The sequence below is a fragment of the Ensifer sp. ENS03 genome, assembly GCF_014852035.1.
Classification (GTDB): Bacteria; Pseudomonadota; Alphaproteobacteria; order Rhizobiales; family Rhizobiaceae; genus Ensifer; species Ensifer adhaerens.
In genome coordinates, this window is sequence record NZ_JACVAV010000001.1 from 399684 (window position 1) to 421519 (window position 21836).

General features: G+C 64.1%; 21 protein-coding genes and 1 pseudogene. 9 read left to right on the forward strand and 13 right to left on the reverse strand.

Going from position 1 to position 21836, the window contains the following annotated elements:
* Positions 1 to 234: 234 nt before the first annotated feature.
* From IB263_RS02035 to IB263_RS02060, 6 genes are all read right to left on the reverse strand, one after another.
* The gene (locus IB263_RS02035) at positions 235 to 666 is read right to left on the reverse strand and encodes a DUF1810 domain-containing protein (protein ID WP_034797283.1); all 432 of its coding nucleotides are present in this window, start codon (positions 664 to 666) and stop codon (positions 235 to 237) included.
* A gap of 39 nt (positions 667 to 705) precedes the next feature.
* Positions 706 to 1692 (reverse strand): aldo/keto reductase, encoded by a 987-nt coding sequence (locus tag IB263_RS02040; RefSeq protein ID WP_089043209.1) that lies wholly within the window; start codon positions 1690 to 1692, stop codon positions 706 to 708.
* Positions 1693 to 1875: 183 nt separating this feature from the next.
* Positions 1876 to 2460 (reverse strand): YigZ family protein, encoded by a 585-nt coding sequence (locus IB263_RS02045; protein ID WP_060607195.1) that lies wholly within the window; start codon positions 2458 to 2460, stop codon positions 1876 to 1878.
* A 219-nt stretch (positions 2461 to 2679) separates the two neighbouring features.
* Positions 2680 to 6387, reverse strand: a complete 3708-nt coding sequence (putA, locus tag IB263_RS02050) for a trifunctional transcriptional regulator/proline dehydrogenase/L-glutamate gamma-semialdehyde dehydrogenase (protein ID WP_034797273.1) — start codon at positions 6385 to 6387, stop codon at positions 2680 to 2682.
* A gap of 186 nt (positions 6388 to 6573) precedes the next feature.
* Positions 6574 to 6888, reverse strand: a complete 315-nt coding sequence (locus IB263_RS02055; RefSeq protein WP_034797263.1) for a YkgJ family cysteine cluster protein — start codon at positions 6886 to 6888, stop codon at positions 6574 to 6576.
* 40 nt (positions 6889 to 6928) lie between these two features.
* Positions 6929 to 7735, reverse strand: coding sequence for a phosphodiesterase (locus IB263_RS02060; protein ID WP_034797261.1), 807 nt, complete (start codon positions 7733 to 7735; stop codon positions 6929 to 6931).
* A gap of 200 nt (positions 7736 to 7935) precedes the next feature.
* Between IB263_RS02060 and IB263_RS02065 the strand changes: the two genes are divergently transcribed.
* Complete coding sequence (locus IB263_RS02065) at positions 7936 to 8970, forward strand: proline racemase family protein (protein WP_034797259.1); 1035 nt, start codon at positions 7936 to 7938, stop codon at positions 8968 to 8970.
* Positions 8971 to 9062: 92 nt separating this feature from the next.
* On the opposite strand, the gene IB263_RS34620 is transcribed toward IB263_RS02065, so the two are convergent.
* Both IB263_RS34620 and IB263_RS34625 read right to left on the reverse strand, forming a co-directional pair.
* Positions 9063 to 9401, reverse strand: a complete 339-nt coding sequence (locus IB263_RS34620) for a tetratricopeptide repeat protein (RefSeq protein WP_309139233.1) — start codon at positions 9399 to 9401, stop codon at positions 9063 to 9065.
* Positions 9378 to 9923: pseudogene (locus IB263_RS34625) on the reverse strand (sel1 repeat family protein); the annotation flags it as partial. The pseudogene IB263_RS34625 and the gene IB263_RS34620, both read right to left, overlap by 24 nt.
* A gap of 210 nt (positions 9924 to 10133) precedes the next feature.
* Here IB263_RS34625 and IB263_RS02075 point away from each other — a divergent pair.
* On the forward strand, positions 10134 to 10757 hold the full coding sequence (locus IB263_RS02075) for a FecR domain-containing protein (RefSeq protein WP_089043361.1): 624 nt from the start codon (positions 10134 to 10136) through the stop codon (positions 10755 to 10757).
* 48 nt (positions 10758 to 10805) lie between these two features.
* Here IB263_RS02075 and IB263_RS02080 read toward each other — a convergent pair whose 3' ends face one another.
* From IB263_RS02080 to IB263_RS02090, 3 genes are read right to left on the reverse strand one after another with little or no spacing between them, the layout of a single operon-like run.
* Positions 10806 to 12668 (reverse strand): CHASE2 domain-containing protein, encoded by a 1863-nt coding sequence (locus tag IB263_RS02080; protein WP_192437462.1) that lies wholly within the window; start codon positions 12666 to 12668, stop codon positions 10806 to 10808.
* Between the two features lie 5 nt (positions 12669 to 12673).
* On the reverse strand, positions 12674 to 13378 hold the full coding sequence (locus IB263_RS02085) for a Crp/Fnr family transcriptional regulator (protein WP_034797255.1): 705 nt from the start codon (positions 13376 to 13378) through the stop codon (positions 12674 to 12676).
* Entirely contained in the window at positions 13326 to 13535 is a 210-nt protein-coding gene (locus IB263_RS02090; RefSeq protein ID WP_159415575.1) for a hypothetical protein, read from the reverse strand. The genes IB263_RS02085 and IB263_RS02090 overlap by 53 nt, the downstream gene beginning before the upstream one ends.
* A 106-nt stretch (positions 13536 to 13641) precedes the next feature.
* Here IB263_RS02090 and IB263_RS02095 point away from each other — a divergent pair, with 106 nt between their 5' ends.
* Positions 13642 to 14064, forward strand: a complete 423-nt coding sequence (locus IB263_RS02095; RefSeq protein ID WP_034797251.1) for a DoxX family protein — start codon at positions 13642 to 13644, stop codon at positions 14062 to 14064.
* A gap of 73 nt (positions 14065 to 14137) precedes the next feature.
* On the opposite strand, the gene IB263_RS02100 is transcribed toward IB263_RS02095, so the two are convergent.
* Positions 14138 to 14566: an RbsD/FucU family protein gene (locus tag IB263_RS02100; RefSeq protein WP_034797249.1), complete on the reverse strand. Its 429-nt coding sequence runs from the start codon at positions 14564 to 14566 to the stop codon at positions 14138 to 14140.
* A complete protein-coding gene (locus IB263_RS02105; protein WP_060581834.1) occupies positions 14566 to 15798 on the reverse strand; it encodes an ROK family transcriptional regulator in 1233 nt (410 codons plus the stop codon). Before IB263_RS02105 ends, IB263_RS02100 begins: the two co-directional genes overlap by 1 nt.
* Before the next feature lie 342 nt (positions 15799 to 16140).
* Between IB263_RS02105 and IB263_RS02110 the strand changes: the two genes are divergently transcribed.
* From IB263_RS02110 to IB263_RS02135, 6 genes are all read left to right on the forward strand, one after another.
* Positions 16141 to 17166: a sugar ABC transporter substrate-binding protein gene (locus tag IB263_RS02110; RefSeq protein ID WP_034797243.1), complete on the forward strand. Its 1026-nt coding sequence runs from the start codon at positions 16141 to 16143 to the stop codon at positions 17164 to 17166.
* A 198-nt stretch (positions 17167 to 17364) separates the two neighbouring features.
* Positions 17365 to 18450, forward strand: coding sequence for an ABC transporter permease (locus tag IB263_RS02115; RefSeq protein WP_034797242.1), 1086 nt, complete (start codon positions 17365 to 17367; stop codon positions 18448 to 18450).
* Positions 18450 to 19232, forward strand: a complete 783-nt coding sequence (locus IB263_RS02120) for an ATP-binding cassette domain-containing protein (protein ID WP_034797240.1) — start codon at positions 18450 to 18452, stop codon at positions 19230 to 19232. The genes IB263_RS02115 and IB263_RS02120 overlap by 1 nt, the downstream gene beginning before the upstream one ends.
* On the forward strand, positions 19229 to 19849 hold the full coding sequence (locus IB263_RS02125; RefSeq protein WP_192437464.1) for a nucleoside triphosphate hydrolase: 621 nt from the start codon (positions 19229 to 19231) through the stop codon (positions 19847 to 19849). The genes IB263_RS02120 and IB263_RS02125 overlap by 4 nt, the downstream gene beginning before the upstream one ends.
* Positions 19850 to 20035: 186 nt before the next feature.
* The gene (pyrC, locus tag IB263_RS02130) at positions 20036 to 21073 is read left to right on the forward strand and encodes a dihydroorotase (protein WP_034797236.1); all 1038 of its coding nucleotides are present in this window, start codon (positions 20036 to 20038) and stop codon (positions 21071 to 21073) included.
* 27 nt (positions 21074 to 21100) lie between these two features.
* A complete protein-coding gene (locus IB263_RS02135) occupies positions 21101 to 21793 on the forward strand; it encodes an orotate phosphoribosyltransferase (RefSeq protein ID WP_043618867.1) in 693 nt (230 codons plus the stop codon).
* Positions 21794 to 21836: the final 43 nt, after the last annotated feature.

Sequence of the window (21836 nt, forward strand, 5' to 3'; positions counted from 1 at the left end):
TCACGATCTTTTGACGCCGAAGTGTGAAAATCGGTCCCTCGGCTTCCTATATGAAGGAGGAAGGGGCCGCTGAAGAAAGGAGGTGCCGATGTATCGCTATATGATGAAAGAACTGCTGGTGATTGTTGCTGGCCTTTCGGTTTGTGCCTTCATGATCCTGTTCTTCCTGATCCATTCGACGCCCAACCTCTGACGGTCGCCGAAACGCGCATCTTGAGCGCTTGAACGCCGGCATCAATGCCGTTGCGCCAGGATTTCCATAGTGCGCCGATCCTTCTCTCCCGCGAAATAGCGCGCAAGCGCCGCTCCGAACGGCCCCCCGTCTTTCTCGACCTCGGCAAACAGGGTCATCGATGACCGGAACTTCATGTCATCGGGGCTGGAGAAAATGTCGTGGGCCGATCTGCCCGTAACCGCATTGGTCCGCTCGGTGCATTCGCGCAGCCTGGGGCCGAGCACCGGATGGGCGAGATAGGCCGACGCTTCGCCGAGCCCGGATATCGCATAGCGCTCTGCCATTGCCGAATGGCCAAGGCCAGCAAGCTGCGGAAAGACGAACCACATCCAGTGCGTTCGCTTTTGGCCGTGCGCGAGTTCATCGAGGACCGCGGCATAGACGCGGTCCTGTGCGGTGACGAACCGCTGCAGATCGAAGGGATCGCTCATGTCGCTGCCCCCTTGGTCGCCCCGTCGGTGAGGCGTCAGTTACCAGCGATCATGAACATGAACCTTCACCAGCCGCGCGTAAACCGCGGCAATCGCCGCCTTGGTCTCGTCGTCGATGGCGGCAAGCGCGCTGGCAGCGGCGTTGGATTGCGCCTGAGCCTCATTGCGGGCGCCCGGGATCACCACGGAGACCGCCTGCTGCTCGAGGATCCAGCGGAGCGCAAACTGCGCCATCGGCACGCCCTCGGGCACCAGCGGGCGAAGCTGCTCGACGGCTTCCAGCGCCGCCTCGAACGGCACACCGGCAAAAGTCTCGCCGACATCGAAGGCTTCGCCATGGCGGTTGAAGTTGCGGTGGTCGTCGGCTGCGAATGCGGTATCCTTGCTGATCTTGCCGGAAAGCAGCCCCGAGGCGAGCGGCACGCGCACGATGACGCCAACATTCTTTTTCTGCGCTTCCGCGAAGAACAGCTCGTGCGGACGCTGGCGGAAGATGTTGTAGATGATCTGCACGCTCGCAACGCCGGGATATCCGATCGCCTTCAGCGCTTCCTCTACTTTTTCGACTGAGACGCCATAGTGGCGGATCTTGCCCTTGGCAACGAGCCGGTCGAGCGCGCCGAACAGTTCCGGCCTATAGTAGACCTCGGTCGGCGGGCAATGTAGCTGCACCAGATCGAGCGTCTCGACGCCGAGATTTGAAAGGCTGCGGTCAATGAAGGCCTCGATGTTTTCGCCAGTATAGCCTTCGGTAACATGCGGGCTCAGCCGGCGGCCGGCTTTGGTTGCGACGAAGGGCTTGTCGCCCCCGCGCTCCTTCAACACCGCTGCAATGATCTTTTCGGAGCGGCCGTCGCCATAGACATCGGCGGTGTCAACGAAGGTGACGCCAGCATCGAGCGCGGCATTGAGCGCGCGCTTGCCGTCTGCCTCGCTGACATCGCCCCAGGAGCCGCCAATTTGCCAGGCGCCGAAGCCGATTTCGGATATGGTTGCGCCGGTCTTGCCAAGAACTCTCGTCTTCATCGTGCTGTCTCCTGTTTGTGCGTCGCGGATCATACGCTGGCTGGGGCGCTTCTAATATGACTGTTCGGATCGAGTAAATTAGCGCGGGACGTGGCGCAGGATACCGCGCACATTTTTCGGCATTGACCCGTTCGTTACGGTCGGTGCTGCGTCATGGGGTTTCTCGGACCTAAGAGACAGAGGCTAGTCGTCCAGCGAAACCACGGCCTTGCCGCGGCTGAGGTCAACGACCATGGCGAGGATCGCCTCCGCCTCGTCCTTGCGAACCTCCACCGTCAGCACGGGCCCCTTGTCGGTGAAGCTCTCATTGATGATCGCCACATCGCGCGCGAGAAGCCGCGCCTTGATCAGCGCCATGTCGGAAAAGTCGAGGGCGACGGTGGCGCGCACGGTCTCGATCATCTCGATCTTTTCCGCCGCCCTGAGGCACAGCGCCGCCGTGCCGCCATAGGCGCGCACCAGGCCGCCGCTGCCGAGCAGTATGCCGCCGAACCAGCGGGTGACCACGACCGCGACGCGGTCGAGCTCCTGGCCGTCTATGGCCGCGAGGATCGGTTTCCCGGCCGTGCCGCTCGGCTCGCCGTCGTCGCTGAAGCGATAGGCCTGGCCGATGCGCCAAGCCCAGCAATTGTGGTTGGCGGTGGGGTCGGAGTGGGAGGCGAGGAAGTCTTTTGCCGCCTGCTCATCGGCAATGGGCGCGGCAAAGGCCAGAAACCGGCTCTTCTTGACGTCCTGGTTTGCCGTTTCGATGCGCTTGAGGGTGAACATGGCTGCTTCCGTTTCTCAGACGCTGATAACGGATTGTTGGGGGCGGCGCCACGGTGGATGCAGCTTGTGCTCTGGTAGATGCGGTCACGATGGAGACCGCACACACTTCGCCGTTGTCCCGGAACGAGTGCAGGGGCGAGGACGCCCTATTGGTGAAATGTCAGTCAGTTTAGCCCTCTCCCACGACGGGAGAGGGCGCTTCGCAAGATATGGAACCGATCAGCCGATCGCCATCAGGCTGGCATTGCCGCCGGCCGCTGCCGTGTTGATCGAGGTCGAGACCTCCTCGAGCAGCCAGTTCAGGCAATAGGCGTCGGGGTTCTTGACGATCTCTTCGCTCGAAGCCGCCTGGACGAGAACGAGCGGGCCGGGAAGGCCGGCGATCGTCTTGCTGACTTCGCGCACGCGGGCGCCGTCACCTTCGACGAGCGCGCCTGCGAACGGACCGTCGGCGGCCCAATCCTTCGACCAGGAAAGGCGTGCGGCGATGCTCGCCGGCAGATCCTTCAGCGAAGCATGCAGACCGGAAGCCGCGTCGACGACGACGGTGTTGCCGGTCGCAAGGGCGGCACCCAGCTGGTGGTAGAGGCCGGTTTCGGTGGTCGGAACCAGCAGCACGCGGCCACGCGGATGCAGCGCATAGAGGTTGCGCTCGCCGACCGGGCCCGGAAGTTCCGAGTGAAGCCCGAGGGCCGAGTTGCTGCCGGCGGTGCGGGCGGCTTCGGCTTCCGCCTTTTTACCCTTGCCGTCGAGCCACTTGGCAAAGTCGAGCAGAACAGGATCGGTGTGAACCGAGCTGTGCTGCGGCGGGACCGGGGCGGTGGCGACGAGGCGGCCGAGATAGAGCGGGCCGCCAGCCTTCGGGCCGGTGCCGGAGAGGCCACGTCCGCCGAAGGGCTGAACGCCGACGACGGCGCCGATTACGTTGCGGTTGACGTAGAGGTTGCCCGCCTTCACCCGCGAGGTGACGTGGGCGATGGTCTCGTCGAGGCGCGTGTGCAGACCGAAGGTGAGGCCGTAGCCGGTGGCGTTGATGTCGTCGATCAACCGGTCGAGATCGTCGCGGCGGTAGCGGATGACGTGCAGAACCGGACCGAAGACCTCGCGCTTGAGGTCCGAGAGCTTGTCGAGCTCGATGATCGTCGGCGGCACGAAGGTGCCCTGTTCGGTGCCGGAAGCAAGGCCGATCTGCTCGACCTTGCGGCCGAGGCCGCGCATGGCATCGATGTGCTTCTCGATGATGCCCTTGGCCTCAGCGGTGATAACAGGGCCGACATCGACCGAGAGCCGGTCGGTGCGGCCGATCTTGAGCTCATGCAGAGCACCCTTCAGCATCGAAAGCGTGCGGTCGGCAACGTCTTCCTGCAGGCAAAGAACACGCAGCGCCGAGCAGCGCTGGCCGGCGCTGTCGAAGGCCGAGGCGATGACGTCGCCGACGACCTGTTCGGCAAGTGCCGAGCTGTCGACGATCATGGCGTTCTGGCCGCCGGTTTCGGCAATCAGCGGGATCGGCCGGCCGGCCGGCGACAGTCGATCGGCAAGCTGCGCCTGGATCAGGCGGGCGACTTCGGTCGAGCCGGTGAACATCACGCCGGCGATCTCAGGCGCGGCAACGAGCGCCGCACCGATGCGGCCGTCGCCGGGGAGCAGCTGCAGCGCGTCGGCGGGAATGCCGGCCTCGTGCAGAATGCGCACGCCTTCGGCGGCGATCAGCGGGGTTTCTTCAGCGGGCTTCGCCAGCACCGGGTTGCCGGCGACGAGCGCGGCGGCAATTTGGCCGGCGAAGATCGCCAGCGGGAAGTTCCATGGGCTGATGCAGACGATGGGACCAAGCGCCTTGTGAGCCGGGCCGAGCGTGCGACGCGTCTGTTCGGCGTAGTAGCGTAGGAAGTCGATCGCTTCGCGCACTTCGGCAATGGCGTTCGGCAGCGACTTGCCGGCTTCGCGGGCGATGAGGCCAAGCAGGGTCGGCATGCGCGCCTGCATCAGGTCGGCAGCGCGGGTAAGGCAGGCGGCGCGCTCGGCGGGCGAGACGGCGGCCCAGCTCGCGGCGGCCTTGGCGGCAAGCGTCGCTGCCTGGCGGGCGTCGGCTTCCGATGCCTCGGTGACCGAGCCGACCACGTCGCGGTGGTCGCCGGGGTTGACGACGGCGCGGGTTTCGCCGGAGGCGGGCCCCGTTGCCAGCTGCGGAACGGCCTTCCAGTTAACCGTCGCACTTGCCTGGAGCGCTGCGGTCAGCGAGGTCAGGCCGGCTTCGTTCGAAAGGTCGAGACCGGCGGAGTTGCGGCGCGTGTCGCCGAAGAGGTTGTCGGGCAGCGCGATCTGGTCGTGCGGTGCGCCAACGACCGGCATCGCGCGCACGATCTCGACCGGATCGGCAATCAGTTCGTCGACCGAGACCTTCGGGTCGGCGATGCGGTTGACGAAGGAGGAGTTCGCACCGTTTTCGAGCAGGCGGCGAACGAGGTAAGCCAGCAGCGTCTCATGGGTGCCGACCGGTGCGTAGATCCGGCAGGGACGGTCGAGATTGCCCTTGCCGACCACTTCGTCATAGAGCGGCTCGCCCATGCCGTGCAGGCACTGGAACTCGTACTTGCCGACCTTGAAGTCCTTGCCGGCCATTTCGTAGATGGTCGCCAGCGACTGGGCGTTGTGGGTCGCGAACTGCGGGAAGATCACGTCGGTTGCAGCCAGCAGCTTCTTGGCGCAGGCGATGTAGGAGACGTCGGTGTAGATCTTGCGGGTATAGACCGGGAAGTCTTCGAGACCGTCGAGCTGCGCGCGCTTGATCTCGGCGTCCCAGTAGGCGCCCTTGACGAGGCGCACCATGACGCGGCGGCCGGCGCGGCGCGCAAGGTCGATGATGAAGTCGAGCACGTAGGGGCAGCGCTTGCCATAGGCCTGGACGACGAAGCCCATGCCGGCCCAGCCGGCGAGATCCTTGTCGAGGCAGAGTTCTTCGAGCAGGTCGAGCGAAAGTTCGAGACGGTCGGCTTCCTCGGCGTCGATGTTGAGGCCGATGTCGTATTTCTTGGCGATAACGGCGAGCGCCTTCACCTTCGGCAGAAGCTCTTCCATGACACGCGACGCCTGCGAACGGGCGTAGCGCGGGTGCAGCGCCGAAAGCTTGATCGAGATGCCGGGGCCTTCATAAATGCCGCGGCCGGCCGATGCCTTGCCGATGGCATGGATCGCCTGCTCGTAGTCACGGTAGTAACGCTCCGCGTCGGCAGCCGTCGTCGCCGCTTCGCCGAGCATGTCGTAGGAATAGCGGAAGCCCTTCTGCTCGAGTGCGCGCGAACGGCGCAGCGCCTCGTCGATGGTTTCGCCGGTGACGAACTGTTCGCCCATCATGCGCATTGCCATGTCGACGCCGCGGCGGATGACCGGCTCGCCGCAGCGGGCGATCAGGCGGGTGAGCGCGGCGGAAAGGCTGCGGTCGTTGACGGTTGAGGTCAGCTTGCCGGTGACGACGAGACCCCAGGTGGCGGCGTTGACGAACAGCGAGCGGCCACCGCCGATATGCGACTTCCAGTCGCCGTCGGCGATCTTGTCGCGGATCAGCGCGTCACGGGTTGCGGTGTCCGGAATGCGCAGCAGCGCTTCGGCCAGGCACATCAGCGCCACGCCTTCCTGGCTGGAGAGCGAATATTCCTGCACGAGGCCTTCGACGCCCGAACCCTTGTGCTTGGCGCGTAGTGCCTCGATCAGCTTGCGCGCCGTCTTGGCGGCGGCCGCACGGGTGGTGGCGTCGAGCGTTGCGGCTTCGACCAGTGCCGGCAGCGCTTCCGTTTCCGGCCTGCGGTAGGCGGCGGTGATCGCCTGGCGCAGCGTGCTCTGCGGTCGGACTGGCGGGGCGAACTCGGCAAACGGAGCCTGAGGCGCGCCGGTCTCTGCAGTGGTCTTGTGAAGCGGTGTCTGGCTCATCGAGCGCTATCCTCCGGGAAGCGGTTTTGAAGGCGCGGCGCGCCCTCGATCGTGGGCGGAAAATACGCTTCCTTTCGCCGTACATCCATCCGGCAAATTTGATCTTTAGCGGAATGTTTCACCGTCCCGCGTGCGCGGCGCCGCAGAGGATGCGGAATGTTCGCAATATCGCCGGATGATCCGGTGTTATGCGGCCTTGCCGAAATGCTTCTCGCGGGCCATCAGGCACTCGTCATCGCCCGGCATGCAGGTGCGACAGACGATCGGCCGGATCGCGTAGATCTTGCAGCCGACATGGTCGCCGAGCTTGCCGTTGAGCGCCAAGCAGCGATCGTCCTCGCAACGCATGCCGCCGAGATCGGCGGACACATACTCCGCCGGGATCAGGTCGAGCTCCTCGTCCGTCTCCAGCGAGAAACGCGGCCAGTCGGCCGAATAGGCGCAGCAGGCGCCGCAGCTCTGGCAATCGAAGCTTTCGTCGAGGGATACGGGTTCGGTCATGCCGTCAAACTAGCATGAAGGCCGTGCGTTCGAAATGGCCTTACGCGATGGCGGCATCCCGGCGAGCGATCTCGTAGTCCTCCGTATGCACCAGCACGCCATCGGCGGTCACGACAGCGATGCCATAGGCCGCCGGTTCGTCGACTGACAGCGACGCGTCCGGTGCATCGAAGGGCATCGGCTGCTGGTGCACCGGGCTCTTGAAGACCGAGAAGGGAATGCCGCGGGAAGAACCGCTGATCGTGCGGTGCACATGGCCGGCGAAGATGTGCCGGACATTGCCGTGCCGTTTGACGAGATCATAAAACTCCGCCTCGTTGGCGAGCCGGATCATGTCCATGCCACTAAAGCCGGTCCTGTGCGGCGGGTGATGCATGAAGATGAGCACCGGCCGGTCGCCGGCATCGGCCAACTGCCGGTCGAGCCAGGCGAGACGCTTGGCGCAAAGTACGCCGGCATGGCTGGTCGGATAATCATAGGGCGGGGCAAACAGCGTATCGAGCAGGAGGACGCGGCAATCGGCAAAATCGATCGCCTGCTGCACGAAGCCGTTCTCGTCGGTCTCGGCATCGGCAAAGACGTCGCGGAACACCTCGCGCCGGTCATGATTGCCGATGGTGATGGCGACCGGCGGCGTAAGCTGATCGATCAGCCGCTTCAGGCGCTCGTAGGACGCGCGGTCCGCGTAGTGGGTGAGGTCGCCCATGAAGACCACCCGGTCTGCGTCCGCATGGTAGCGGTTGACATGCGCGATGCCGTTGGCCAGCCGCTGATGGGGGTCAAGGCCGATGATTGTCGTACCCTCAGGCACCATATGCAGGTCGGTGAAGATGATCAGCTTTGTCATGGAGTTCCAGAGGGTTGCGTCCGATTGGCCCAAGCTGTCGCGCCGACGGGCGTGCGTCAAGCCGCATCTTTGGGCTCGACAGACGAACTGCGGCCCGCGGTTTTTCTTGCGGGCGCCCGCGGAAAGCGGTAATGCAGGCGCATCTGATATATCAGCCATGGTCGCCGCTAAGGCTATGGCAAACGCGTTGGAGAAACGGCATGCGGTGGAAGCGCACGATCCAGTTGCTGGATGTTCATTGCGAGGGTGAAATCGGCAAGGTCGCGATCGGCGGCGTGCCGAAGATCCCGGGCAACTCGATCGCCGAGCAGCTCAACCACATCAACACGGTCGATGACAGCCTGCGCCGGTTCCTGTGCCTGGAGCCGCGCTCCGGCTCGATCGGGTCGGTCAACCTTCTGGTGCCGCCGAAGCGGCCGGAAGCCGATGCCGGCTTCATCATCCTGCAGGCCGACCAGGCCCATGCCATGTCCGGCTCGAACTCGATCTGCGTCACGACCGCGCTTTTGGAATCCGGCATCATAGAGATGAAGGAACCCGAGACCGTCGTCATGCTCGACACTGCCTCCGGCCTCGTCAAGGCGACCGCCACCTGCCGCGACGGCCGCTGCGAAAAGGTGAAGCTGACGATGGTGCCGTCCTTCGTGCATGAGCTCGACGTCGAGGTCGACACGCCGAAGTGGGGCAAGATCAAGCTCGATCTCTGCTACGGCGGCATCTTCTACGCCCTGGTCGATGTCGGCCAGATCGGTACCACGATCGACAAGGCGAACGCCCGCGAGATCGTCGAAGCCGGCATGATCCTGAAGGACATCGTCAACCGCACCATCCCCGTCGTTCATCCGGAAATCCCGGAGATCAAGGGCGTCGCCTATGTGATGTTCCGCGATGTCGAGGCTGACGGCACGATCCGCACCTGCACCACGATGTGGCCGGGCCGCGTCGACCGCTCGCCTTGCGGCACGGGCAGCTCCGCCAACCTTGCGACGCTGCATGCGCGCGGCAAGGTCAAGGTCGGTGACGTCCTGAAGTCCCGCTCGATCATCGGTTCGGAATTCGAAGTGGGCCTCGAAGGGGTCACCACTGTTGCCGGTCGCGAGGCGATCATCCCGACCATTGCCGGTCGCGGCTGGACCTTCGGTCTGCACCAGGTGGCGCTCGACCCGTTCGATCCGCTGGCCGATGGCTTCGCGCTCACCGATACCTGGGGGCCGCAGGCAGGCGAAATCCGCTAGTCGGCCGCGTTCTTAGGGGGTGTTCTAAACGAAAACGCGGGCCGAAGATCATGGGATCTCCGACCCGCGTGGCCCTTGGGAGGCGTGTTCGATTACTTGATGCGGCTTGCCTTGGGGAGCATGGCTGTCTCAAACCCATCGCTGACGCTGAGTGCGGCGAGCTTCTGGCCGGCAAACGCATCGCCTTCATTGGCGGCCTTGCGGAAGATTTCCCGTGCCGCGGGGATGTCCTTGTTGATGCCTTCGCCGTTCTCGAGCATCAGGCCGAGATTGACCATGGCATCGACATTGCCCCTGTCGGCGGCAAGCCGGTAGAACTTGGCGGCCTTCGCGTTGTCCTCAGCGACCAGCTTTCCTTCATCCAGGATGACCGCGAGATTGAAGGCGGCGACGTCGTCGCCGGCGAGGGATGCCCGCTCGAACCATGCGATCGCGAGTTCGCCGTTGACCGAGGTTCCCATGCCGTCGCGATAGGAGACGCCGAGATTGTAGGCGGCGAGAATGTTGCCGGCGGCCGCGGCCTTCTGGTTCAGCGCGAATTCGGTGGCGGTATCGCCTTCTTCGCCGACGAGAACGGCATAGTTGGTCATGGCCAGCGCGTGGCCATGTTCGGCGGCTTCGCCGAGAATGCGTTGCGACTGGATCTTCTGGCCGGCCTTGTCGAGAACGCGGGCCAGCTGAAACTCGGTGCGGGCGCCACTCTTCTGGTTATAGGCCTCGCGGCAGGCCGACAGCGCGACGCCGATCTTGATGTCCTCAGTGGCAACGGCCGGGAAGACCATATTGCGTTGCAGGTCGAAAATGCTGCCTGCCTCGCGGTCGCAGACGTCGGCTGCGGAAAGCTCGGCGGCGCGGGCTGAAGGAAGTGCGATCGCAGCAACCGCCAGCAAGCTGACGACAGCCAGGAATACGGCGTTGATGATGCGGGTGCCGGATGCGCTGCGATTTTCCATGAAGCTCTCCCTTCTCTTGACGGTGAACTTATCCCTGCTCGTTGGAGACGGCTGTTCCGGCGGGAACAGCCCGGCAACGAAAGCTCGGGCGAAGTGGCGAGGGACTGCTGCGGGCCGGCCCTGCGCCCGCTTGCATCCGGGAGCGCCGGGGCTATCCTCGCAAGGCGGCAGCGATACGGGAGATAAGCGATGGAAGATCTGGCAGCGTCGATGCGCAAGATGCTGGTGAGCCGGCGCGTCGTCGTCGGCGGTCTGTTGCTGACGGCGGTCGGCGGTGGTGCTACGCCCGCCTGGGCAGGCTCAGCCCTTGGCGAGGCAACGGAGATCCGCGGCGATGTCCGGCTGAGGCAGGCAAAAAAGGATAAGCCACTCGCAGTCGGCGGTCAGCTGTTCGAGAACGACCGCGTGCACACGAACGCCGAGAGTTTTGCAACCTTGAATCTGGGCACGGATACGCGCGTGCTTCTGGGCGCCGAAACCGAACTGCTCGTCGATAGCTTCATTGCCGGGCAGGGCGGCACGCTCGAGCTTGGAACGGGTCGCATGGTCTTCGACCGGCCTGAGGGGCTGCCGAAGGTCGATGTCGCCGTCCGCACGGCCTTCGGCATGATCGGCGTGCGCGGCACCAAGTTCTTCTGTGGTCCGAGCCGGGCCGCCTTTGCCGTCTTCGTCGAACATGGAAGCGTTTCGGTCGCGCGCGGCGGCGTAACCAAGATCGTCGCTGCGGGGCAGGGGGTGGAGTTTCATCATCGCGGGGACGCCCCGAGCGAGCCCGCCAACTGGGGCGAGGCGCGCATCAAGGAGGCCTATGCCAGCGTCGGCCTGACGCGCTGAGCTGACGCCGACATTATCCGAAGCGGCGGGAGCAGACGGCGCGCCGCCTCAGTCGGCGACCGTGAACAGTTCCATCGTCGAGAACCCGCGGATCTCGTGGCTGCCAAGCGGGCGAAGCGGCCTTTTGCTTTCCTGAGCGGCAGCGGGCCCGACGCAGATCGCCGTGCCGAGAAACTTGTTTGCCTCCTGAAGGCGTGCCGCCAGATTGATCGCATCGCCGTGGGCCGTGTAGTCGAGCTTGCCGCCGGCGCCGACCTCGCCGACGACGGCCGGTCCGGTCTCGATCCCGATCCGCGTCCGGCCGAAACCGTTGGAGGCGAACTGCGGACGCCTGCGCATCTCTTCCGTCAGCGCATGGATCGCCTTGGCGCAATCGATGGCCCTGTCGACATGATCAGCCAGATCCTCCGGGGCGTTGAAGAACGCGTGCACCGCATCGCCCACCACCTTGTCGACCATGCCGCCATGGTCGGCCACCAGCGCGTTGACTTCGGCAAAATAGATGTCGAGCAAGGCGATGAGCTCCCGCGGCTTGAGCCTCTGCGACAGGGTGGAAAAGCTCTCGATGTCGGTAAAGAGCGCGGTCACCTGGCGCTCCTCGCCAGCCATGCGGGCAAGTCCGGGATTGTCGATGTAGCGGGCGACCACCGACTGCGGCAGATATTGCGAAAACTTCTGCCGGGCCGTCGCTTCCGCGCGCCGGACCTGGGCAAATTGCAGGACGCTGGTCACCGCGAGGACGGCAATAAGCGCGACCGAGAAGCCGACGGCATCGATGAGCCAGCCGCTGGCATCGTAGACGACGGCAGATGCAGCGACCGCGGCGGCGACGGTGCAAAGGCCGAGCGGCGCCGATGTCAGCGGCCGCAGGCGGGTGGCGGCAAAGGCGATGCCGAGGCCGGCGACAAGTGCGGCCACGGCTTCGGCAAGCGGCAATCGGCCGTCGCGCTGCGGCAGGAAGCCGGTCATGATCGCGTTGGCGATGTCGGCGTGGATCTGCACCGAGGGTTCGAGCGGCATCGAGGCGCTCGGTCTGAGGCCTCCGAGGCTTGGCAGGCTGCTGCCGATCAGCACGAGTTTGCCGGCGAAGCGCTCGGGCAAAGCCTTGCCGGACAAGACGTCGGCCGCCGAAACCGTACGTTCGCTGAGCCGTTCCTGGGGACTTGCGACGAAACGCAGGCTTCCGGTGTCGTCGAGCAAGATCGTTTGCCCGTCGATGCGTATCCAGGCCGGCTGGCCGCCGAGGATGGGCGTGCCGCCGCCCCGCATCTGCCGGGCCGCTTCGATCGCCAGCGTCGGATAGGCGTCGTTGCCGAGGATGGCATAGGCCTGAACCCGGCGTATGCGCGCATCCTCGTCGCCGACGAGAAACGAGGCCGCCGCCGCACTCGCCTGATCCATGAAGGCCCGGCATGACGTTTCCGCGCCGTCGAGAAACCACAGTTCGGGCGCGGTGAAGGGGCGGCTGAGCGCCAGCGGCGGCACGGGACGCGGCCGCTCCTGCACCGTATCGGCGACGAGAAAACCGAGAACGACGGCGGTCTTCGAAAGTGCCGCGGCAAGCGCCGGGTTGCCGTCGGAGCTGGGGTCGCAATCGGCGCTGAAGACGAAATCGACTGCAATCACCTTGGCGCCCGCGGTCGCAAGTCGCGACAGAAGCTCGGCGGTCGCTGTCCGGTCCCATTCACCCGAAGGGCGCGACTGGTGGGCCTGCCGGTCGATGTCGACGACGACGAGGTCGGGCGACTGGGGGGCCGGAACCCATTGCGTCAGACTGTCGAAGAACAACTCGCGCTGGGTTTCGAACAGCGGTCCGGCGTAGAGATAGAGTGCTATGGCCGCAAGCAGGCTCGTGAGGCAACCGCCGGCGAGCGGCGTGAAACGCAAACGCCGGCGTGGCTCAACGACCATGCGGTCTAGTCCTCCTCGGGGTCAGCGATGCTCTGCAGGCGACCGACCTTGCAGGCGATGATGCCTTCGTTGCGCTTGATCGCACCGCTCTCCTCAAGCCACTGGATGGCGCGGTTGACCTTGGGTCGGCTGGCGCCGAGCACGCCGGCGATGTCCGTCTGGCTCATGGTCAGCCTGAGATTGGCACTTTCCGGCAATTCGTTGCCGTGGATCTGCCGGAGGGTCGCGAGGAAGAAGCGCGCCACCCGGGCGTTGAGGTCGTAAAGCGCGATGGTTTCCAGCCGCTCCGTCGTGTCGCGAAGCTGGGCGCAGAGAAAGCGGATGACCGCTTCGGCCGCCTCCCGTCGATTGGTGACGATGTCGAGAAAGGCCTTCTTGCCGATTACATAGCCCTCGGAGGCGGTCGTGGCGGTCGCATCGGCCGAACGGGTCTGACCGTCGAGCACCGCCATCTCGCCGAAGATCGCGCCGGCTTCGTGCTGGCGCAGCATCAGTTCGCGGCCCTGCGGCGTGATCAGCGACAGCTTGATGCGCCCGGAGATGACGACAATCATGTAATTGCCTTCGTCTCCGCGCTGGAAGATCACGGTGCCGGCCGGCCATTTCCGATAGGTCGCGATATTGGCAAGTTCGGCGATAGCGTCCTTGTCGAATTCTTCAAAGATCGGAAACGAGCGCCAGAATGCCGGGCTCCTGTTGATTTCGTTCATGACATTCCCCCGCGCGGCGTCCCCTGCCGCGCCGAAATTCTTCGCCCAGCCGCTCCGTCGTTGCAACATAAAAGAACGAGGCGCCGTCGTTGTAGTTCCGCATTGCCTTGCAGTCCTGCGTCGAGAAGTGGCCGATAGAAGGTTGACGATGCGTCATCGGCGTTTCATTTTTGTGAACGATCTGTCGCCCGCGCAACGGCTAGATGATTTTGAAAATACTGATACTTCTGTTGCCAACGAACCGTTTCTCACAGGAGTCTTCCATGTCTCAGAATGTTGTCGTCCTCGTCGGACGCATCCTGCTTTCGATCATGTTTATCACGGCCGGTTTCGGCAAGCTCACCGATCCGTCGGCGACCGCCGGAATGATCACCGGTGCCGGCTGGCCCGCGCCGACGCTGCTTGCCTATCTCGCCGGCGCCTTCGAACTGGTTGCCGGTCTTGCCGTTCTCGTCGGTTTCCAGACGAAGATTGCGGCCTACCTGCTGGCGGCCTTCACGCTCGTGACCGCCTTCGTCTTCCATAGCGGTGCGATCAACATTCCGACCTTCCCGCCGGAAGCCAACGGCCTGCTGAGCGTCTTCAACAGCCTGATGATGATGAAGAACATCTCGGTCGCCGGTGGCTTCCTCGTGCTCGCCGCCTTTGGCCCGGGCGCGCTGTCGATCGACAAGCGCGGCGCCTGAGGCACGGATTTCACTTGATGAAATGCAAGGCCCGCCGGTTCGCCGGCGGGCTTTTTTCGTTGTGTGCGAAGTCTCAGGGATAAATCACGCCCTTGCGCAGGATGACGTTGCCGTAAAGCCGTGGCTCGCTCGTCTGGACCAGCGTGTGGGCGGCCCTGACGCGCGGATAGAAATCGGCGCCGAGCAGAGGCACAACGCGGCGGTTCGGTTCGTGCTTGCCGCAGCACGCGACGATCTCTTGGTGGACCGGGTCGAGCGTGTCCTTGTCCTGTTTGACAGTGGCCCGGAAGATCGCCTCGGGCACAAAATCGTCGATCGGCAAGACGCTCAAGATAGCGTCGAGCACGGGGATCAGCGGGTGCCCGTCGAGCCGGATGAGACGGCGCGCATGTTCCTGGCCGGGGTAGTTGCCATCCACCAGCGCGATCTCGTCGCCGTGGCCCATCGCTCGCAGCGTTGCGAGCAGTTCGGGACTGAGGATCGGGTTTAGGCCTTTCAGCATCAGCCGAGCTCCTTGAAGAGGACATTGGTGTCGAGCAGGTAGCGGGAAAAGAGCGGCAGGCTCGCGCCGCCGATGGCGCGCGCATGGCTGCCGACCATGCCTTCCACCAGTTCGGGAATGGTTACACCCTGAAGGTCGAGGTCGTAGAGCGCTTTGCGCGTGGCGGAAAGCAGCCGAGCCCGCACCCAGGGCGGGAAGCCGCCGTCGATGACGACGGCCGAGAAGTCGACGATCGAAACGGCGGAGACGACGGCCTGGGCGAGGGCTGCGCCGCAGTCGTCGATCCAGATGTCGAGCGGTTCGCCGAAGTCGATCCAGTCGTCGGCCGAGTACCAGAGCGGCCGCGGATCGATGCCGCGTTCGCGCAAGAGGTTTTCGAGCACGAAGACCGAGGCGATCTTGAGCAGCTGGATGGTCTTGCCGTCCTTGCCCGAGACCGGCAGCGGACCGACGGCGCCAGCCGTTCCTGTTCGCCCGGAGAAGAGTGCGGAGTTCAGCACAACACCGCCGCCGATGAACGAGCCGATATAGAAATAGACGAAATCCGGATAGCTGGCGCCGACGCCGAAGGCGAGCTCGGCACCGCAGGCGCTGGTGCCATCGTTCTGCAGAAACACCGGATAGGTGGTACGGGCAGCGATCGCCGCCTGCAGGTCGACGTCGCGCCACCTGTTCATCTCTTCGCGCGGCGCGCCCACTTCTTCGGCCCAGTTCCAGAGCTCGAAAGGGGTGGCGATGCCGATGCCGGCGATGCGCTTGCGCTGGTCGGGGCCAAGCTGCTGTTCGAGCTTCGCCATGCCGGAAATGATGAAATCGACGAGATCGCCGGGCAACGGATAGGGATGCACGTGGTGCAGATGCAGCCGGATGTTGCCGACGAAATCCATCAGCACCAGATCGGCGCTGCGCCGGCCGATCTTGACGCCAAAGGAATAGACCGCATCCGGATTGAGCCGCATCGGCGTCGAGGGCTGGCCGACCTTGCCTCTGACGGGATCGCCTTTGACCAGAAGGCCGTCGCTTTCGAGCGCCCGCATGATCACCGAAACGGTCTGCGCCGACAGGCCGGAGCGCCGGGCGATGTCGGCCTTGGAGAGGCCGCCGTGGCGCCGGACCAGCGACATGACCAGCCGTTCGTTATAGGCGCGCACGCGCGTCTGGTTGGCGCCGCCGCTCGGGTCGATGACTTCAGGTTGCGTCGGTCCCCGGTCGGGGCCGTCTGTCAGTGACATGCCACCGTCTCCTCCCGTTGGCATTGGATTATGTGAGCGGGATGCGGGCGCAAACCGCCTGCATAGTTCCTCATCCCGTTCTGCCGCCCGCTTGGCGCAGGTCTCTTGTTTCCACTTGTCGCGGCTCTGTCAATTTGGTTGGCGCGCCAATCCTCCGGTGGAGCGCTGTCATCCCAACAATGCCACATCGAAATAATAATTCAATTTGATTTATTTATTGACACCCCGGAAATTTAGTGTTTGTTTTTGTCTCGGAAGCGCCGGTTGCAGCGGAGGAGAATGCTGCGGTGGTGTAGCCAGGGCCGGTCCGCCGGCACGATTTTCAATCCTTGGGAGGATTTCATGAAGAAGACTGTTCTTTCCGCTGCTTTTGGCGCGCTGTCGCTTGGCGTTGTCTTCGCCATGCCCGCGCAAGCCGCCGATGTCGGCGCCTGCCTGATTACCAAGACCGACACCAATCCCTTCTTCGTCAAGATGAAAGAGGGCGCGACTGCCAAGGCCAAGGAACTCGGCGTGACGCTGAAGTCCTATGCCGGCAAGATCGACGGCGACCATGACAGCCAGGTGGCTGCGGTCGAATCCTGCATTGCAGACGGTGCCAAAGGCATCCTGATCGCCGCCTCCGACACCAAGGCGATCGTCGATCAGGTCAAGAAGGCGCAGGAAGCCGGTCTGCTCGTGATCGCGCTCGACACGCCGCTCGATCCGGCAACCGCCGCCGATGCGACCTTTGCCACCGACAACCTGCTCGCCGGCAAGCTGATCGGCCAATGGGCCGCAGCCACCATGGGTGATGGTGCCAAGACCGCCAAGATCGGCTTCCTCGACCTGACGCCGTCGCAGCCGACAGTCGACGTTCTGCGTGACCAGGGCTTCATGATGGGCTTCGGCATTGACACGAAGGATCCGAACAAGATCGGCGACGAGGACGATCCGCGCATCGTCGGCCACGACGTCACCAACGGCAACGAGGAAGGCGGCCGCAAGGCGATGGAGAACCTTCTGCAGAAGGATCCTGATATCAACGTCATCCACACCATCAACGAGCCGGCCGCCGTCGGCGCTTATCAGGCGCTGAAGGCCGTCGGCAAGGAAAAGGACGTGCTGATCGTTTCGGTCGACGGCGGTTGCCCGGGCGTCAAGTCGGTCGCCGAAGGTGTCATCGGCGCAACCTCGCAGCAGTACCCGCTGATGATGGCGGCTCTCGGCATCGAGGCGATCAAGAAGTTCGCCGATACCGGTGAGAAGCCGAAGCCGACGGAAGGCAAGGACTTCTTCGATACCGGCGTCTCGCTCGTCACCGACAAGCCGGCAGCCGGCGTCGAATCGATCGATACCAAGGTCGGCACGGAGAAGTGCTGGGGCTGATTGCCCGCCTTCTACCGTCACCATGCAAAGGCAACGGAAGGGCGGCCCCGGCCGCCCTTCGCGTAAGCGCCGATGTCTTTGACAAGGCGACGAAAACCGCGCAGCTTTTAAAGAGTGCTATTGCCCGCGTCATTGTGGGCGGGCTGTGCACGACACCATCGCAACCCCTTGGGAGTGGGGTTCACGGGAGGAAGGTCCATGGGCGAGCCCAACACAGCCGCGCAGCCATCCCAGGAATTCGAGAAAGTCCTGGTCAACAGTTCGACGCAGGTCGCGTCGTTCGATACGCATGACAAGACAGCGGTCCAGAAGATCCAGCATTTCCTGCATTCGACGCCGGCCGCCGTGCCGTTCATCGTGCTCATTGCAGCGATCCTGATCTTCGGCATCGCCATCGGGGGTAAGTTCTTCTCGTCCTACACCCTGACCCTGATCCTTCAGCAGATCGCCATCGTCGGCATTCTTGGTGCCGCACAGACGCTGGTGATCCTGACCGCCGGCATCGATCTTTCGATCGGTGTCATCATGGTGCTGTCGGCTGTGATCATGGGCAATTGCGCCGTCACCTACGGCCTTCCGGCACCGATCGCGATCTTCATCGGCTTCGTCGTCGGCGGCGCCTGCGGCTTCCTCAACGGCTTCCTCGTCTCCAGGGTCAAGCTTCCGCCGTTCATCGTCACGCTCGGCACCTGGTATGTCATCATGTCGACGAACTTCATCTATTCGGCCAACGCGACGATCCGCGAGGCCGACGTGACGGCCGTCACCCAGATGCTCCACCTCTTCGGCGTCAGCTTCAAGGTGGGCTCCGCCGTCTTCACGCTCGGCGTGGTGATGATGGTCGTGCTGGTCTTCGGCCTCTGGTATGCGCTGAACCACACCGCCTGGGGCCGCCACCTCTATGCCGTTGGCGACGATCCGGAAGCGGCGAAGCTCTCGGGTATCCGCACCAGCCGCGTGCTCCTGAGTGCCTATACGCTTGCCGGCCTGATCGCGGCACTTGCCGCCTGGGTCTCGATCGGCCGCAATGGCTCGATCTCGCCGTCCGCCGCCGTCACCGACTACAATCTGCAGGCCATCACCGCAGCTGTCATCGGCGGCATCTCGCTCTTCGGCGGCCGCGGGTCGATCCTCGGCACACTGATCGGCGCGATGATCGTCGGCGTCGTCTCCATGGGGCTCAACATGCTCGGCGCCGATCCGCAGTGGAAAGTCTTCCTCACCGGCGTCTTGATCATCACCGCCGTCGCAATCGACCAATGGATCAGAAAGGTAGCAGGCTGATGGCTCAGGAACCCATTCTCACCGCGCGCGGCCTGGTCAAGCGTTACGGTCGCGTCACCGCCCTCGATCATGCCGATTTCGATCTCTATCCCGGCGAGATCCTCGCCGTGATCGGCGACAACGGTGCCGGCAAGTCCTCGATGATCAAGGCGATCTCCGGCGCCATCACGCCGGATGAGGGCGAGATCCGGCTTGAGGGCCAACTGATCAACTTCCGTTCGCCGATGGAAGCGCGAACGGCCGGCATCGAAACGGTCTATCAGAACCTGGCGCTGTCGCCGGCGCTGTCGATCGCCGACAACATGTTCCTCGGCCGCGAAATCCGCAAACCTGGCATCATGGGCAAGCTCTTCCGCACTCTCGATCGCGCGGAAATGGAAAAGCGGGCGCGGGCGAAACTGTCCGAGCTCGGGCTGATGACGATCCAGAACATCAACCAGGCGGTGGAAACGCTCTCGGGCGGCCAGCGCCAGGGTGTTGCCGTGGCCCGGGCCGCGGCCTTCGGCTCCAAGGTGGTGATCATGGACGAGCCGACGGCGGCACTCGGCGTCAAGGAAAGCCGGCGGGTGCTGGAGCTGATCCTCGACGTGCGCTCGCGCGGCCTGCCGATCGTCTTGATCTCGCACAACATGCCGCATGTGTTCGAGGTGGCCGACCGCATCCACGTTCACCGTCTCGGCAAGCGTCTCTGCGTCATCAATCCGAAGGAGCATACGATGTCGGATGCGGTTGCCTTCATGACCGGGGCGAAGGAGCCGCCGCGCGAGGCGCTTGCGGCATGAATGTCGAGCCGATTGCAAACGAAATCCTGAAACGGGCGGCCGGTGCCGCCCGCTTCGTCGTCGCCATCGCCGGGCCGCCCGGTGCCGGGAAGTCGACGCTGGCCGAGGCGCTGGCCGAAACCCTGGTTGCCGGCGGCGAAAGGGCGGCGGTTCTGCCGATGGACGGCTTCCACATGGACAATGCCGTTCTTGAGGAAAAAGGTCTCCTCCCACGGAAGGGGTCGCCGGAGACGTTCGACGTCAGGGCTTTTCTTTCGACGGTCGCCGCGGTGCGCGCCAATGACGGCGAGGTGCTGGTTCCGGTCTTCGACCGCTCGCGCGAGATCGCGATCGCCTCTGCCAGGATCGTTGCGCCCGCGACCCGCATCATCCTGGTCGAGGGCAACTACCTGCTGCTCGACGAGGCGCCGTGGGACAGGCTCGAAGGCGCCTTCGATTTCTCGATCTTCATCAATCCCGGCGTGGCAGAACTGGAGCGGCGGCTTTTGCAGCGCTGGTCCGATCACGGCTATGACGAGGAGGCGGCGAAGCGCAAGGCTCTCGGTAACGACATCCCGAACGCGCATCGTGTGGTCGACCATCAGCGGGCGGCGGATCTGGTGCTTGCGGATTTCTGAGCGATGGTCGGATTGCGGATTGTGTTTGCGGGCGCATTGGTGATATCGAGACGCGGTTCCACCACATGAGAAACCGCCCGCCACCCGCGTACCCGCCGGCTCGCAAAGCTGCGCGCGCGGATCGGGCGCGAGCCCGGGGCTGCGGTTTTCCGTCTGCGCCTGCTCTGACCTAGGAGAACGCTGACCATGCAAGACCTCGTTATCCGCCGCCCGGATGATTGGCACCTTCATTTGCGCGACGGCGACATGCTGAAGGGCGTTATCGCCGATACCAGCCGCCATTTCGCCCGCGCGATCATCATGCCCAACCTGGTGCCGCCTGTCGTCACGACCGCAGACGCCTCCGCCTATCGCGAACGTATCGTCTCGGCGATTCCGGCCGGGGACCGGTTCGAGCCGCTGATGACGCTCTACCTGACCGCAGGCACCAATCCCGACGACGTCGAAGCCGGCCACAAGAGCGGTCTCGTCAAGGCGGTCAAGCTCTACCCGGCAGGTGCGACGACCAACTCGCACAGCGGCGTGCGCAACATCGACGAGGCGATGCCGGTGCTGGAGCGCATGGCAAAGATCGGCCTGCCGCTCTGCGTGCATGGCGAAGTCACCAGCTCTGATGTCGACATCTTCGACCGCGAGGCCGTGTTCATCGAGACCGTGCTCGATCCCTTGCGCAAGCGCCTGCCGGAACTGAAGGTGACGATGGAGCACGTCACCACCAAGGACGGCATCGACTACATCAAGGCGTCGAAGGCGAACCTTGCGGGTTCGATCACCACCCATCACCTGATCATCAACCGCAACGCCATTCTCGTCGGTGGGATCAAGCCACACTATTACTGCCTGCCGGTCGCCAAGCGCGAGAACCACCGCCTGGCATTGCGCGCGGCTGCCGTCTCCGGCGACAAGCGCTTCTTCCTCGGCACGGACTCCGCACCGCACGTCGATCCGCTGAAGGAATGCGCCTGCGGCTGCGCCGGCATCTACACCTCGATCAACACCATGAGCTGCCTGGCGCATGTGTTCGAAGAGGAGGGCGCGCTCGACAAGCTCGAAACTTTCGCCTCGCTGAACGGTCCCGCCTGGTACGGGCTGCCGGTGAACGAGGAAACGATCACGCTCAGGAAACAGGCAGAGGCTGTCACCTATCCCAAGAAGATCGAGACCGGTGCCGGTCCGGTCACCGTTTTCGATCCGATGTTCCCGCTGCACTGGGCCGTCGTTTGATCGCTTGAAGTTTTGAAGGAGAGTTTGATGTTTTCCAACGCGTTCACCGACAAGGCCGTCATGGCCGAGCTGGTCGCCAAGATGCTCTGGGAGATCAAGGCCGTGCATTTCAGCGCCGACAAGCCCTACAAGCTGTCGTCCGGCATGGCGAGCCCCGTCTATATCGACTGCCGCAAGCTGATTTCCTATCCGCGCATCCGTTCGGCGGTGATGGATTTTGCTGCAGCGTCGATCCTGCGCGAAGCCGGTTTTGAGAAGTTCGACGTGGTTGCAGGCGGCGAAACCGCCGGCATTCCCTTCGCCGCCATGCTTGCCGAACGTCTCGGTCTGCCGATGATCTATGTGCGCAAGGCGCCCAAGGGCCACGGCCGCAACGCCCAGATCGAAGGCCATATGCCGGAAGGCGCCCGCGTTCTCGTCATTGAGGACCTGACGACGGCTGGTGGCTCGATGTTCAAGTTCATCGACGCGATCCGCGCAGCCGGTGGCATCGTCGACCACGGCATTGCGCTCTTCTACTACGACATCTTCCCGGAAGCGGTCGGCGAGATGAAAGGCAAGGGCGTCGACCTGCACTGGATCGCCACATGGCGCAACGTGCTTGCGGTCGCCCGCGAGCAGAAGCTGTTCGACGAAAAGACGCTCGGTGAGGTCGAGGCCTTCCTCAACGCGCCGCTCGCCTGGTCGGGCCGCAACGGCGGCGTCAGCGCCTTGGCGTAATCTCTGGCGAGGCCCCGGTTCTGCCGGGGCCTCGTAGCGTCTT

Bases quoted from the DNA above. Each gene is read 5' to 3' on its own strand.
- IB263_RS02035 (WP_034797283.1), bottom strand. From the start codon at position 666: ATGAGCGATCCCTTCGATCTGCAGCGGTTCGTCACCGCACAGGACCGC.
- IB263_RS02040 (WP_089043209.1), bottom strand. From the start codon at position 1,692: ATGAAGACGAGAGTTCTTGGCAAGACCGGCGCAACCATATCCGAAATC.
- IB263_RS02045 (WP_060607195.1), bottom strand. From the start codon at position 2,460: ATGTTCACCCTCAAGCGCATCGAAACGGCAAACCAGGACGTCAAGAAG.
- putA (WP_034797273.1), bottom strand. From the start codon at position 6,387: ATGAGCCAGACACCGCTTCACAAGACCACTGCAGAGACCGGCGCGCCT.
- IB263_RS02055 (WP_034797263.1), bottom strand. From the start codon at position 6,888: ATGACCGAACCCGTATCCCTCGACGAAAGCTTCGATTGCCAGAGCTGC.
- IB263_RS02060 (WP_034797261.1), bottom strand. From the start codon at position 7,735: ATGACAAAGCTGATCATCTTCACCGACCTGCATATGGTGCCTGAGGGT.
- IB263_RS02065 (WP_034797259.1), top strand. From the start codon at position 7,936: ATGCGGTGGAAGCGCACGATCCAGTTGCTGGATGTTCATTGCGAGGGT.
- IB263_RS02075 (WP_089043361.1), top strand. From the start codon at position 10,134: ATGCGCAAGATGCTGGTGAGCCGGCGCGTCGTCGTCGGCGGTCTGTTG.
- IB263_RS02080 (WP_192437462.1), bottom strand. From the start codon at position 12,668: ATGGTCGTTGAGCCACGCCGGCGTTTGCGTTTCACGCCGCTCGCCGGC.
- IB263_RS02085 (WP_034797255.1), bottom strand. From the start codon at position 13,378: ATGAACGAAATCAACAGGAGCCCGGCATTCTGGCGCTCGTTTCCGATC.
- IB263_RS02090 (WP_159415575.1), bottom strand. From the start codon at position 13,535: ATGACGCATCGTCAACCTTCTATCGGCCACTTCTCGACGCAGGACTGC.
- IB263_RS02095 (WP_034797251.1), top strand. From the start codon at position 13,642: ATGTCTCAGAATGTTGTCGTCCTCGTCGGACGCATCCTGCTTTCGATC.
- IB263_RS02100 (WP_034797249.1), bottom strand. From the start codon at position 14,566: ATGCTGAAAGGCCTAAACCCGATCCTCAGTCCCGAACTGCTCGCAACG.
- IB263_RS02105 (WP_060581834.1), bottom strand. From the start codon at position 15,798: ATGTCACTGACAGACGGCCCCGACCGGGGACCGACGCAACCTGAAGTC.
- IB263_RS02110 (WP_034797243.1), top strand. From the start codon at position 16,141: ATGAAGAAGACTGTTCTTTCCGCTGCTTTTGGCGCGCTGTCGCTTGGC.
- IB263_RS02115 (WP_034797242.1), top strand. From the start codon at position 17,365: ATGGGCGAGCCCAACACAGCCGCGCAGCCATCCCAGGAATTCGAGAAA.
- IB263_RS02120 (WP_034797240.1), top strand. From the start codon at position 18,450: ATGGCTCAGGAACCCATTCTCACCGCGCGCGGCCTGGTCAAGCGTTAC.
- IB263_RS02125 (WP_192437464.1), top strand. From the start codon at position 19,229: ATGAATGTCGAGCCGATTGCAAACGAAATCCTGAAACGGGCGGCCGGT.
- pyrC (WP_034797236.1), top strand. From the start codon at position 20,036: ATGCAAGACCTCGTTATCCGCCGCCCGGATGATTGGCACCTTCATTTG.
- IB263_RS02135 (WP_043618867.1), top strand. From the start codon at position 21,101: ATGTTTTCCAACGCGTTCACCGACAAGGCCGTCATGGCCGAGCTGGTC.